The sequence below is a fragment of the Clostridium sp. AF15-41 genome (genome assembly GCF_003604095.1).
Taxonomy (GTDB): Bacteria; Bacillota; Clostridia; order Lachnospirales; family Lachnospiraceae; genus Coprococcus.
Map to the genome: position 1 here is coordinate 42146 of NZ_QTMQ01000013.1, position 14000 is coordinate 56145.

Here is a 14000-nt window from a genome sequence, read left to right on the forward strand (position 1 = left end):
ATTTGCCTCTATTCCGGTTCTATTCAAAAGTAAGGAAATCCTCAAATTCTATCTCGGACGGCAGTCTCAGATCCCCTCTTGGGCTTACCGATACCGTACCGACCTTTACGCCATCCGGCATACAGTTACGCTTGAACTGCTGACGGAAGAATCTGGTATAGAATACCTTCTGCCATTTCTTTATCTCTTCATCTGTAAATATATATGCTTCTGTTTCCCCATCTTGCGAAGCTTCTACACTCTGTCTTACCGCTTCTTTACAAAGGTCATAGACCTCTTCCGGCTCCATGCCATAACGCAATGTGTAATACAAGAAGAAATCATGCAGGATATAAGATCCGACAGTATCCTCTGTCTTCTGTGCGATCGTTCCGTCAGCATTCGGCGGAAGCAGTTCAGGGCTTACAGGCGTATCAATGATATCTTCAATCACATCCTTGATTCCCGGGAATCCATTTCGATCCATATCATGTCCAACTTCATCTACCAGAGTCCGGACCAGAGTCTTCGGGATGCTGGTATTCACCGCATACATGCTCATGTGGTCTCCGTTATAGGTACACCAGCCAAGTGCAAGTTCTGACAAATCACCGGTTCCGATCACAAATCCGCCCTCTTTATTCGCTACATCCATCAGGATCTGTGTCCGCTCTCTCGCCTGACAGTTCTCATATGTAATATCATGTACTGCTTCATCCTGTCCGATATCTGCAAAATGCTGACGGACAGAATCTACGATACTGATCTCCCGGATGTCACATCCAAGCAGCTCCATAAGCGTAGTTGAATTGCTCTTTGTCCGTTTCGTTGTTCCAAATCCCGGCATCGTGATACCGGTTACTGTCTCCGGCGGCAGTCCGAGGTTCTTTACTGCCTGTGCCGATACCAGAAGTGCCAACGTAGAATCCAGTCCACCCGACACACCCACAACGATACAGGACGCATGCGTAGCTTCTATCCTCCTCTGCAGACCGGCAACCTGCATCGCAAAAATCGACCGACATCGTTCAAGTCTGTTCTTTGACGGAACAAATGGAGTCATAGACACCCTTGCGCATACTTCTTTTTTCTCTGCAAATACTTTCTCGCAGGTTACCGTCATGTATTCTCCGGCATCAAAATTCCGTTTGCACTCCGCAAAGGATTTGTTTGCCAGACGATCATGGCGGATCTTTGTCATATTAAAATCACGGATCAGTATACCATCTTCAAACGGCTTGATCTCGCCTAATAATTTTCCGTTTTCATACATCAGATTGTGGCCGGAAAATACCAGATCCGAGGTTGATTCATAGGCTCCGGCCGATGTATAGACATATCCACAGATACAGGAGGATGACATACTTCCTGTCAGTGTTCTTCTGTACTGTTCCTTTCCGATCACTTCATTGGATGCCGACAGATTGAGCAGGATCTCTGCTCCCTGAAGTGCCAACAGTCTTCCCGGCGCAATCGGTGTCCAGAGATCCTCGCAGATCTCCATACCAAATGTAACATGTTCCTCCTGCTGATTCGGATCCGTCATCTCGAGCAGAATGGAATTGCCAAATAAGGTTTCCGAACCGTCAGCCATCTCAACTGTCCGGTTCTCTACACGTCTTCCACTGAACCAACGTTTCTCGTAAAACTCGCCGTAATTCGGCAGATATACCTTCGGTGTAAGCGCAAGTACTGTCCCGTTCCATAAAAAAGCTCCACAGTTAAATAATTCTCCGTCTACTTCATATGGCACACCGACAACAAGTGCTGCACCCTTTTTACCGTATTCTGCAGTCATTTCCGCCAGTTGTAACAGTCCTTCTTCTGCTCTGTCGATCAGACGACGATTCACAAACAGATCACCGCAGGTATATCCGGTCAGCGACAACTCCGGTGTAACAATAACATCGACCTGTTCTGCATATGTTCTATAGACTGTTTCGATCTCCTCGCAATTCTTTGTAACATTGCCAAGGTGAACTCTTGGTGATACAGACGCAATCCTTACTAAATGCTTCATGGTTATTCTCCTGTATTTTATCATCTTATTTTTTATAACTAATCTGTTTTATTTGCTATTTTATTTCTCTTTTAGAATCGAGGTACGACAACCTTATCAAGTATCCCCGTCAGATATGCGATAGTTACTCCGTAATTGGTCATCGGTTTATGCTGTTCCTTCGCATGGTCGATTCTGGATATAATATATTTGCGGTTAAACATACAGCCTCCGCACTGTATGATAAGATCATATCCTGTCAGATCATCCGGGAAGTCCGTTCCGCTGACTATATCGATCTTCATGGTTTCTCCATACCGTTTCCGCAGCATCTTAGGAATCTTTTCCCGTCCGATATCTTCTTTTAACGGTGCATGTGTACAGCACTCTGCAATCAGCACATGGGATTCCCCATTCAGCTTTCCTATCGCATTTGCCCCCTCTATATAATATTCGATATCTCCCTTATATGCGGCAAATAACACAGAAAAGGATGTCAGCATGGAGTTTTCCGGCTTATGCTCATAGACATAGGCAAATACCTGAGAATCCGTTATGATAAGCTTCGGTGCTTCCGTCAAATGGGATAAAGCTTCTACATACTGATCTGTTGTCACACTCATAACAAGACATTTTTTATCTAACAATTCTCTCAGTGTCTGCACCTGTGGCAGGATCAGTCTGCCCTTCGGTGCCTGAATATCCTGCGGCATAACCAGCATAACCAGATCTCTCTTTGTTACCAGCTCTCCGAGGATCGAAGAAGCACCATATTGCTCCGGCAGGTTCCGCACAAGCTCTTTTCTTACCTGATCCATACCGGCTCCTGTCGCGGCACTGACTATAACTGCATGCTGTCCCGTCTGTTGATACAGCTTTTCATTTATCTTCTCTGTATCATTCCGGATATCTGCCTTACCGATTACCCATATGACAGAAGTCTTCTTTTCTCTGAAATATTCATACCAGTGAAGTTCCTCGTCCATATCGGTATCTGTAAGTAATATGATCGCTATATCTGTTTTTTCCGCTGCAAGCTTTGTCTTCTCTAAGCGTTCCCCCCCCAGTTCTGTTTCATCATTAAAACCTGCTGTATCGATCAGTGTACAAGGGCCGAGCGGATAGACCTCCATCGCTTTATATACAGGATCGGTCGTCGTTCCTGCAACATCTGCTACAATTGATATATTCTGCCCGGAAAACCGGTTGATAAAGGATGATTTTCCACTGTTTGTCTTTCCAAATACTCCGATATGAAGTCGATTTCCGGATGGTGTCTCATTTAACCCTGCCATGTGATGCCCTCCCTGTTGTTATACGCTGTCTGCTTCAGCATTTATCTGCAATCTCTGTTATCTGATCTGCAATCCTTTCATCTGTTAAGATCGCTTCTTTCTATCATCTGTTAAAAACGGAAGTCTCTCTGACCTTCCGCGATATCATGTATATGATCCGCTGTGATCTGTCTGACCTTCTCATTCGGAATCCGCGCAAGCTCACGTTCGATCAGTTTCAGACCGATCTGCTTCGTCTCAGAGCTTGCATAGTCTTCCAGATATTCCTTAAGCGTCATAAGGGCATTTGGATGACAGCAGTTTAAGATCTGCATATTCTTACAGAGTGCCATAAAACGGTCTCCGGTCCTTCCTGCTCTGTAACATGCTGTACAGAAGCTTGGTATATAATCCATCTTCATCAGCCAGTTCACAACCTGATCCAGCGTTCTTGTATCACTGACATCAAACTGTGCCGATGTGATATCTTCTGATGTCTCCGGGATATCATATCCACCTACACTTGTTCTTGAACCTCCGCTGATCTGTGAAACACCAAGCGGCAACACTTTCTCACGAACTGCCTGACTCTCTCTGGTAGATATGATCATTCCTGTATATGGTACTGCGATACGGATCAGTGCGCAGATCTTTGCAAATGTATCGTCACTGATTCCGTTATCGAATACATCCGGGTCGATATCATCTGCACGTTTGATTCTCGGAACACTGATCGTATGCGGACCTACCCCATGAACCGCTTCCAGATGCTCTGCATGCATCAGTAAACCTGCAAATTCATACCGGTACATTTCCAGTCCAAACAGTACACCAAGTCCTACATCATCGATACCGCCTTCCATGGCACGATCCATGGCTTCGGTGTGGTAATCGTAATCATGCTTCGGACCTGTCGGATGTAATTTCAGATAGCTTTCCTTATGATAAGTCTCCTGAAACAGGATATAGGTTCCGATGCCTGCATCCTTTAACTTCGTATAATTCTCAACTGTTGTCGCTGCTATATTGACATTGACACGGCGGATTGCGCCGTTCTTATGTTTGATACTGTAGATTGTATTAATACATTCCAGAATATATTCGATCGGATTATTCACAGGATCTTCACCGGCTTCGATCGCCAGACGCTTGTGTCCCATATCCTGAAGTGCGGTAACCTCTCTTACGATATCCTCCTGTGTCAGCTTCTTTCTTGCAATATGTTTATTCTTGCTGTGGTATGGACAGTAAACGCATCCATTCACACAATAATTGGACAAATACAGTGGCGCAAATAACACGATACGATTCCCGTAATAATCTTCCTTGATCTCCCTTGCCAGATCATACATCTCCCGAATCTTATCCGGCATCTCACAGGCCAGCAGCACGGACGCTTCTCTGTGCGTCAAGCCCTTTTTTAGTCTGGCTTTTGCAAGGATCTCATCAACGATCTGTACGTTATCTTTATTCGCATCGGCATATGTCAATGTCTCTCTGATCTCTTCATCTGAAATAAATTCTTCTGCTTTTAATGATTTTACATCATACACTTGTATCTGCCTCTTTTCTTCTGCTATATAATTCTTCTTCCTGTACAATCATCCGGTCTGCCTCGTACGTTCTATAAAATCAATATATCCGTGAGCAGACCTTTGTTATGCTTCAAGCTATATTTAATAATAGTATAGTGGAACACTCAGAAAATATCAACTGCCATAAAAATGCAGTTATATAGTTATACAAATCATAAAAATGCAGCATATAGTTATCCTTTTACAATAACCATATCCTGCATTTTCACGTTCTGACTGTTCTCTTATCCAAGTGCTACATCAAGCACCATCATCAATGAAAATCCTACCGCAAACATGATCGTACCAAGATTCGTATGCTCACCCTCTGCCATCTCCGGTATCAATTCCTCAACGACAACATATAGCATAGCTCCTGCCGCAAATCCCAGAAAATACGGAAGCACCGGCACCATGATCGAAGAAAGTGCGATCGTAAGCAGCGCTGCGATCGGCTCTACGATACCGGAAAAGAATCCATAGCCAAATGCTTTCGGTTTACTGCAACCTTCCGAACAAAGCGGCATTGACACGATTGCTCCCTCCGGAAGATTCTGGATCGCAATACCGATGGATAATGCAAGTGCCGCCGTCAACGTAATGTTCGTGTTGCCACTGATCCATCCGGCATAGACAACACCGACTGCCATTCCTTCCGGAATATTATGTATGATGATCGCAAATACCATCATAGTCGTACGTTTGAAATTGCTCTTGACCCCCTCTGCCTCCTTACTGTCAATATGTAAATGTGGCATCAGAGTATCGATCAGTAATAAAAATATAATTCCCAGCCAGAAACCGATCGTTGCCGGAAGAAATGCAAGCTTCCCCATTGCTTCCGACTGCTCCATCGCCGGGATCAGCAGGCTCCAGATAGATGCAGCCACCATAACACCCGCCGCAAATCCGGACAATGCTTTCTGCAATAACAGATTCATCTGTTTCTTCATAAAAAATACACAGGCTGCTCCTGCCGTCGTTCCAAGAAGCGGCAGTCCCAGACCAACAATTAAACTTAATATCATATATATTCACGCTCCATAAATTATTTCCATTTATTATATGAATCATCTCTCCTCTGTTTCCTTATTATAGCGGAATACTGTTATTTATGCCATGACCTGTTTTTTTCTTATCTGTATTTTTCTATCATTTGAGGTCTGTCTGCCACAGATTCTTCAATATATTTCATATTGCAAAACCGACCGTCGATGCAAGATTTAATATCCGGCTTCCGACGATCGGTCTATATTAGATAATATTCATTTGAAAACTTAATATTGCTGACAAATTATTTATATTTTATTTTACAGCTTTAAATAAATGTCAATAAACCTATCGACTTTAAGAACAGGATAAACAACAGGATCGGTGTTATGAATTTCACCATAACCACATACATACCTTTTCTGCTGAATTTTTCTCCGTTCTTCTGCACTTCTTCGATAACCGTCTGCGGTTTGGAGATCCATCCGATCAGGATACAGGTTCCGATTGCTACGATCGGCATCATAATGTTATTACTGATGTAATCCATGATATCAAGGATCTGTGCGATCGCTCCGTTTGGAAGCTTTACTTCAAAGTACAGCTTGTTATATCCAAGACATACGATCGTTCCAACAATGATCGCAACGATCAACTCAATAATACCGGCCTTTGTTCTGCTTGTATGGAATTCATCCATGATACTTGCCACGATTGCTTCCATGACAGACACTGCACTGGTAAATGCCGCAAATAATACCATTGCGAAGAACAGACAACCGATCACATTTCCCACCTTACCCATCTGGGCAAATACTTTCGGAAGTGATACGAACATCAAACTTGGACCCTGTGCCATTCCCTCTGTTCCTGAGAATACATATACAGCAGGAATGATCATAACGCCCGCAAGGAATGCTACAACCGTATCAAAAATCTCAATCTGTCCAACTGATTTATTCAGAGCTGCATCATCTTTTACATAAGAACCATAAGCGATCATAATACCCATGGCAACAGACAGACTGAAGAATAACTGTCCCATTGCATCCAATAATACCGTAAAGAAGCTTTTCACAGTAAGTCCGTCCAGATTCGGAATCAGATATAATTTCAAACCTTCTACACCGGTTCTGACAATCCCATCATCTCCGGTCTTTTTGATCGTTATGGAGAAGATTGCGATTCCTATAACCAGAATGATCAGTAATGGCATGATGATCTTGGAAAAAGATTCAATTCCTTTATTAACACCACGAAATACGATAAATGCCGTAACAGCAAGAAATATCAACATCAAAATGACGGGTTCGATATCTGATGTAATAAAGCCTGTAAAATAACCGTCCTGCGCTGCCTCTGTACCCTTACCGGTTAAAAATGCGAGGAAATATTTGACAACCCAGCCACCGATCGTTATGTAATATGGGAAAATAATAACCGGAACCAGACTGGCAATGATTCCCAGAAATCCCCATTTCTTATTCAGCTTCTTATAAGCGGTAAGCGGACTCTGCTTGGTCTTCCGACCGATTGATACTTCTGTCACCAAAAGTGTATATCCAAATGTCAGTGCAAGGATCAAGTATATAACCAGGAACAGTCCACCGCCATCCTTTGCTGCAAGATATGGGAAACGCCAGATATTTCCAAGTCCTACTGCGCTTCCCGCGGCCGCCAGAACAAATCCAAGCGAGCCGGAAAAAGTATTACGTTTCTTTTCCATGTTTTGTTTACCCCTGTCTGTATATCACAGACTCTTTCTAATTTATTTGTTATCCTCTTAGATTCTATGGAAGCCTCTCCAAATTCTCTCATAGAACAAACACTTTTCTAATATAGCATACCAAGCAGTCATCTGTCATCTGAAAAATTCTACTTTTTCTACGAACTTACTCATATTATGCCGCATACGGTCAGATTACCTTCTTGCCGATCCATCTGCCGCTCAGGTACCGCCGGATGAACAGCACGCCACGTACGAACTGATCCATGATCATAGCAACCCAGACACCGAATACACCCATACCCATATATTTGCCGAGCACATAACTGAACACGATACGACAGATCCACATCGTACAAATGGAAACGATCATACTATACTTAACATCACCGGCTGCACGGAATGTACATGGAAGCGTAAATGCTACCGGCCAGATCGTAGATGCCGCGATACCATGAAGCATCAGGATCTTCTCGGCAGCAGACTGCGCTTCGTAAGATAGTCCATACGCTTTCATGACCAGAGGAAGAACCGCAAATGTAAACAATACCGTAACTATGATACATATATATGCCATGGTCAGAACTTTGATCGTATAATATTTTGCCTGCTCGTAATCTCCTGCTCCCACGCATCTTGATACTACTGTGACCATGGCAAGGGATGCCGCCATACCCGCCATCAACTGGAATCCGGCAATTACATTACCGACTGCATTTGCAGCGATCGCATATGTGCCAAATGTTGAGACAAGGCTGAGTACAAGAATCTTACCAAGCTGGAACATACTGTTTTCCAGACCATTTGGAATACCAACTAACAGAATGCTTTTTAACATATGCCAGTTCGCCCGATAATGCAGACTTTTCTTTATATAAATACGTGTACTGTCCTGCTTCGCCTGTGCACTTTTCTTCGGAATCAGCAATATGATCATAATAACCGCTGCCGCAAGTCTGGAAACCAGGGTAGGAATCGCAACGCCTTCCGTTCCGCATTTACATGCATAGATCAAAATGGCATTTCCCGCTACATTGATCCCGTTCATGATCAGAGATACCCGCATGGATATATTAGAATTACCGATGGAACGGAAAATAGCCGCACCGGCATTATAAAGTGCCAGAAACGGAATCGATGCGTTTACGATCATCATATAAGTATCTGCATGACCATATACATCTGCTTCGATCTGACCAAACACATGATTTAGGATCAGTCCCTTGCCTGCATACATTAGCGTCATGACTCCGAGCGACAGGATCAACGAAAACCATATGAGCTGTGTAGCTGCCTCTCCCGCCTTTTCTTTATTCTTCTGTCCAAGATACTGTCCGACCGTAACCGCACCCCCGGTCGCAAGTGCTGCAAAGAGGTTGATGATCAACTGAAAACAACTGTCTACCAGCGATACACCCGAAACAGCCGATTCCCCTACCGAAGATACCATGATCGAATCCGCAAGTCCGACTAACATCGCAAGCATCTGTTCAATGATCAATGGCACATATAATCTGACCAGATCTTTATTTGAAAATAAATATGTACTTGTATCCCGTTTTTTCTTATGTTTAAACACAATATTCCTGCTTTCTTTTTTATCCAATAATGAATTATACTCATCTCACATTTTACATGCAAGTTATATCTTTTCTGTATTTGCGTCTTTATCAGCATTATCTTTATCTGCTTATGTTTTCTAAAATAGGCTTTTTATTGATATTCTGTTACCATTCTGTTAGAAGAACATTACAAAAACATGTTATGCACTTTTTACCGATATTTAAGGACTTTTTCTATGGAAACGCTAAATTATTTGTGTTAGTATGTTGCTTGCGCATCAGATACGGCTTATCGTATCTGAATAAAAAGGAGGAATACGAATGAAATGCAATTTACAAAAATGGCACAGATTCAGATTTCTGATTCTGTCGCTGTTACTTATCTCGGCTACACTTCTCTTCTGTCATCCATCGGTCAGCAAAGCAGCTCCTGTCACTCCGGATTCTGCAGAAGAAATTCCTGTTGTAAAAAACGGATTTGTGAAGGAAGCAGACGGTACACACTATTATGTAAATGGAAAATCCTTAAAGGGGAGACAATACATAGGGGAATATACATACTGCTTTAATCCTGCAACCGGAGTCATGGTGACAAACGGTTGGTACACGACAAAGGCAGGTAATAAATATTATCTGAAAAAGAACGGAACCGCAGTTACCGGAAAAAAGACAATAAACAAAAAGACTTATATCTTTTCAGATAAAGGCTGCATGCTGAAAGGCTTCTGTAAGAATTACAAAACAGGCAAACGATATTATACCGGAACAACCAGCGGTGTTATCAAGACCGGTTGGAAGATCACTCCGAAAAATTCCCGTATGTATTTCGGAAAAAGCGGTGCTGCTTATACCGGAAAACACAAGATAAAAAAGCACTGGTATTATTTCAAAAAAAACGGTCATGTATACACCGGAAAGTTCAAAATCAATAATAAACTATACTATGCAACAGAAAAAGGTGCGATCAAAACCGGAGCATTCAAAGTCGGTAACAAACGATACTATGCTACTGATAAAGGCGTAATACGAACCGGCAAATTCAAAATCGGTCATAACACATACTATGCAACTAATTCAGGTGTCCTTAAAACCGGACTGTTTAAGATTGGAAATTCTACCTACTATGCAAATGCAGTAGGCGTGATCCAAACCGGAAAATTCAAGACAGGTAACAAATGGTACTATGCCGATGCATCCGGAGTGATTGAAACCGGAAAATTCAGAATCGGTAACTGTCTGTACTACACAGATAAAAATGGTGCTATCTACCGTACCGTAGATGGAAATAAGAAAATGGTAGCTCTGACATTTGACGATGGACCATCTCCTTATACTCCTATCGTACTGAATACTCTGGAAAAATATGATGCCGTTGCAACCTTCTTCGTTGTCGGCAACCGTGTTCCTGCTTATCCATCCTATGTAAAACGGGCATATAACCTGGGCTGCGAGATCGGTACTCATACTTATGACCATGCATGGCTCAACCAATTATCGGCAGCCGGCATCAAAGATGAGATCAAAAAAGGATCAGACGCCATTGTCCGTGCGATCGGTGTAGCACCTACACTGATGCGTCCACCCGGTGGCTGTATTAACGAAACTGTACGAAAGAATGTTGGGCTTCCGATGATCCTGTGGTCGGTCGATACCAGAGACTGGGAAACAAGAAGTACTCCTACAACGATCACAAGAGTAGTAGATGGGGCTTATGACGGTGCTGTCATCTTAGTTCATGATCTGCATGAATCAACAGCTATTGCATCAAAGACATTTATTCCGAGACTGATCAAAAATGGTTATCAGCTTGTAACCATCAGCGAAATGGCTGAGCTTCGCGGTATAACAATGAAAGCCGGAGAGACATATAATTCATTCAGATAATACACAGGAGCCTTGTCCTGAAACAAGCTCCCAGACATATTTCCGCTTTACAGAATGAGATTTCTTATAATGAGAATCTCCCTGACAACGCAAAAAAATAAGATGGAATCTTACCACCCCATTGTAATAAGATTCCATCTTTTTATTATAATCACCATAAAACCCCTGGTAATTTTTTATCTGTTGTATTTCTTATGAGCTGACTATAGCATGCCATTTTTTAAGCGTCAACCCATAATTGTCAGATTTTACAGACATTTTGTCAAATATTCAGAAAATTAATTCAGGCGGTATAAATACAATACTTCGTACCTACACCGCCTAATAAAATTAAGTGCTATTCTATTACTTTTCTATTACTTATTACTTTAAAGGCTTGCCTGTGAGAAGCTCATATGCCTGAAGATATTTGTCAATTGTCTTCTGAACGATCTCATCAGGAAGCTCCCAGTTGTTATCCGGATTTGCCTTTAACCAGTCACGCGCAAACTGCTTATCAAAGGATGGCTGACCATGTCCCGGTTCATATCCTTCAGCAGGCCAGAAACGGGAGCTGTCCGGTGTGAGCATCTCATCACCGAGAACAATATTGCCATTCTCATCCAGACCAAACTCGAACTTGGTATCTGCTATGATGATACCTCTTGATAATGCATATTCTGCACACTTCTTATATAAAGCGATTGTATAGTCACGAAGCTTTGCGCCATATTCTTCGCCCTTGCCAGGAAATCTCTTTTCCAGATATTCAACACTCTGCTCGTATGAGATATTCTCATCATGATCTCCGATCTCTGCCTTTGTGGAAGGTGTGTAGATCGGTTCCGGAAGCTTATCGGATTCTTTTAATCCTTCCGGAAGCTTGATACCGCATACTGTACCGTTTTCTTTGTAGCTTGCCCAGCCACTTCCTGTGATATAACCACGAACGATACACTCAACAGGGAGCATTTCCAACTTCTTGCACATCATACTGTTTCCGTCAAATTTCTCCTGCCGGAAAAATTCAGGCATATCCTTTACGTCAACCGAGATCATATGGTTTGGAAGAATATCTTCTGTCATATCGAACCAGAATTTGGACATCTGTGTCAGGACTGTACCCTTCTTTGTAACGATATTCTTTAAAATGACATCAAAACAACTGATACGGTCTGTTGCTACCATGATAAGGCTGTCACCATTATCATAAATCTCACGTACTTTACCCTCTTTAATCGGTTTCATTTCCTGCATTTTTGATACCTCGCTATGATTTTATGATTTGTATTTTTTACTCTTACAAACTATCACTATCTACCTTTAATGTCAAATAGGTTATATGATTTATTGTAAACGTTTTTATTTTAAAAATCCATTGATAATCTGCTCTTCCGCTTCTGCCTCTGTCAACCCAAGTGTCATCAGCTTGATCAGCTGCTCGCCTGCGATCTTGCCGATCGCTGCCTCATGGATCAGGTTTGCATCAATGTTATTTGCCGTCAGCTTCGGACTTGCCGATACGCTTGCACTATCCATAATGATCGCATCACATTCACTGTGACCCTTACATTCATTATTGCCATTGATCGTAGAATAGAATTCCTGTCTGGACTGATCTCTTGCAACCGATCTGGATACTACATTTGCACTGCAGCCTTTTCCGTTTAAATCTACATCAAAATCAGTCTTTGCATACTGCTTCCCATGTGTCATTATCTTCTCGCGGATCTCTAAGGATGCGTTGTCCTTTAGATCACCGCTGGTCTTTCTGACGGTCGAATCAATTCCCTTGATCTGGGTTGTCTCCATCTCCATCGATGCGCCTTCCTCTAAATGCACGATGGTTTCAGGATTCATGATATTCTCGCCATTTCCATCTCCCTCACCATAGTGACGTTCGATGTATTTTACCTTTGCATTTTTTCCGATATAAAATGTATGGATACCGTCATGCTTGGAGGTATCCACACCACAATTATGAATACCACATCCGGCTACGATCGTAACATCGCAGTCCTCTCCGATATAGAAATCATTGTATACCATATCCTGCAGACCGCTCTTACTCAAAAGAACAGGGATGTGCACACTCTCATTTTTTGTTCCCGGTTTAATGATGATATCGATTCCCGGTTTATCCTCTTTTGTTACAATATCTATATTTGCAGTTGTATTTCTACTGTCAAGCTGTCCGTTGACACGAATGTTAAATGCGCCCTCCGGTACATCATGAAGTCCTGCTACCTGCTGCAATAAACTCTTCTGAATTAAATCCATGTTCTGTTACCTCACAACTTATTTCTGTTTTTCTTCCAGCACCTTGCAGGTGGCTGATTCACCGGTCAGTCTTGGCATGATCGCATCTCTGCTTCCGATTGCATCAACATGACCATTTGCGATCACAACAATCTTATCTGCTATATTAAGGATTCGCTCCTGGTGGGAAATGATCAGGATTGTTCCGTTGATCTCCTCCCGCATCTTCTCAAATACCTTGATCAGACTGTTGAAGCTCCACAGATCGATGCCTGCCTCCGGCTCATCAAATAATGACAGCTTCGTACCTCTTGCAATGATCATTGCGATCTCGATACGTTTTAACTCACCACCGGAAAGACTTGCATTTACTTCACGGTTCACATAATCTCTTGCACATAAACCGACTTCGGAAAGGATCTCACAGATCTGTGAAACATTCATCGTTTTGCCGGATGCTATAGATACCAGATCTTTTACGGTAAGCCCTTTAAAATGAACCGGCTGCTGAAATGCATAGCTGATTCCTTTCTTTGCACGTTCTGTTATATTCAGCTCTGAAATATCTTCGCCATCTAAAAGAATCTGTCCGGTCGTCGGTCTGATGATTCCTGCTATGATCTTTGCAAGTGTTGATTTACCGCCACCGTTAGGTCCGGTAATTGCTACGAAATGTTCGTCTACTGTAAGGTCAATGTCTTTTAATATTGCTTTCTCTTTTCCATCCTCATTTACAATATATGAGATGTTTTTTAACTCTAACATAGTTCCTCC

Annotated in this window: 10 protein-coding genes; 1 reads left to right on the forward strand and 9 read right to left on the reverse strand. The window is 42.4% G+C overall.

Annotation, left to right across the window (positions count from 1 at the left end; translation table 11 throughout):
- Window positions 1-19: 19 nt before the first annotated feature.
- The 6 genes from DWW43_RS09670 to DWW43_RS09695 all read right to left on the reverse strand — a co-directional run bounded on the left by DWW43_RS09670 (window position 20) and on the right by DWW43_RS09695 (window position 9121).
- A complete protein-coding gene (locus tag DWW43_RS09670; RefSeq protein ID WP_165853058.1) occupies window positions 20-1999 on the reverse strand; it encodes an NAD(+) synthase in 1980 nt (659 codons plus the stop codon).
- Window positions 2000-2070: 71 nt separating this feature from the next.
- Window positions 2071-3273 carry a [FeFe] hydrogenase H-cluster maturation GTPase HydF gene (hydF, locus tag DWW43_RS09675; protein ID WP_119963437.1) on the reverse strand — a complete coding sequence of 401 codons (1203 nt, stop codon included), beginning with the start codon at window positions 3271-3273 and terminating at the stop codon, window positions 2071-2073.
- Between the two features lie 110 nt (window positions 3274-3383).
- Window positions 3384-4805, reverse strand: coding sequence for a [FeFe] hydrogenase H-cluster radical SAM maturase HydG (gene hydG, locus DWW43_RS09680; protein ID WP_119963461.1), 1422 nt, complete (start codon window positions 4803-4805; stop codon window positions 3384-3386).
- Window positions 4806-5071: 266 nt separating this feature from the next.
- On the reverse strand, window positions 5072-5854 hold the full coding sequence (locus tag DWW43_RS09685; protein WP_008401927.1) for a ZIP family metal transporter: 783 nt from the start codon (window positions 5852-5854) through the stop codon (window positions 5072-5074).
- Between the two features lie 290 nt (window positions 5855-6144).
- Entirely contained in the window at window positions 6145-7542 is a 1398-nt protein-coding gene (locus DWW43_RS09690) for a sodium-dependent transporter (protein ID WP_119963438.1), read from the reverse strand.
- A gap of 190 nt (window positions 7543-7732) precedes the next feature.
- Entirely contained in the window at window positions 7733-9121 is a 1389-nt protein-coding gene (locus tag DWW43_RS09695; protein WP_044945646.1) for an MATE family efflux transporter, read from the reverse strand.
- 304 nt (window positions 9122-9425) lie between these two features.
- Between DWW43_RS09695 and DWW43_RS09700 the strand changes: the two genes are divergently transcribed.
- The gene (locus tag DWW43_RS09700) at window positions 9426-10988 is read left to right on the forward strand and encodes a polysaccharide deacetylase family protein (RefSeq protein ID WP_119963439.1); all 1563 of its coding nucleotides are present in this window, start codon (window positions 9426-9428) and stop codon (window positions 10986-10988) included.
- Between the two features lie 363 nt (window positions 10989-11351).
- Here DWW43_RS09700 and DWW43_RS09705 read toward each other — a convergent pair whose 3' ends face one another.
- The 3 genes from DWW43_RS09705 to DWW43_RS09715 form a co-directional block, all read right to left on the reverse strand.
- The gene (locus DWW43_RS09705; protein WP_008401932.1) at window positions 11352-12224 is read right to left on the reverse strand and encodes a phosphoribosylaminoimidazolesuccinocarboxamide synthase; all 873 of its coding nucleotides are present in this window, start codon (window positions 12222-12224) and stop codon (window positions 11352-11354) included.
- 105 nt (window positions 12225-12329) lie between these two features.
- A complete protein-coding gene (locus DWW43_RS09710) occupies window positions 12330-13247 on the reverse strand; it encodes a SufD family Fe-S cluster assembly protein (protein ID WP_008401933.1) in 918 nt (305 codons plus the stop codon).
- Between the two features lie 18 nt (window positions 13248-13265).
- Window positions 13266-13991, reverse strand: coding sequence for an ATP-binding cassette domain-containing protein (locus tag DWW43_RS09715; RefSeq protein ID WP_008401934.1), 726 nt, complete (start codon window positions 13989-13991; stop codon window positions 13266-13268).
- Window positions 13992-14000: the final 9 nt, after the last annotated feature.

Bases quoted from the DNA above. Each gene is read 5' to 3' on its own strand.
- DWW43_RS09670 (WP_165853058.1), bottom strand. From the start codon at position 1,999: ATGAAGCATTTAGTAAGGATTGCGTCTGTATCACCAAGAGTTCACCTT.
- hydF (WP_119963437.1), bottom strand. From the start codon at position 3,273: ATGGCAGGGTTAAATGAGACACCATCCGGAAATCGACTTCATATCGGA.
- DWW43_RS09685 (WP_008401927.1), bottom strand. From the start codon at position 5,854: ATGATATTAAGTTTAATTGTTGGTCTGGGACTGCCGCTTCTTGGAACG.
- DWW43_RS09690 (WP_119963438.1), bottom strand. From the start codon at position 7,542: ATGGAAAAGAAACGTAATACTTTTTCCGGCTCGCTTGGATTTGTTCTG.
- DWW43_RS09700 (WP_119963439.1), top strand. From the start codon at position 9,426: ATGAAATGCAATTTACAAAAATGGCACAGATTCAGATTTCTGATTCTG.
- DWW43_RS09705 (WP_008401932.1), bottom strand. From the start codon at position 12,224: ATGCAGGAAATGAAACCGATTAAAGAGGGTAAAGTACGTGAGATTTAT.
- DWW43_RS09710 (WP_008401933.1), bottom strand. From the start codon at position 13,247: ATGGATTTAATTCAGAAGAGTTTATTGCAGCAGGTAGCAGGACTTCAT.
- DWW43_RS09715 (WP_008401934.1), bottom strand. From the start codon at position 13,991: ATGTTAGAGTTAAAAAACATCTCATATATTGTAAATGAGGATGGAAAA.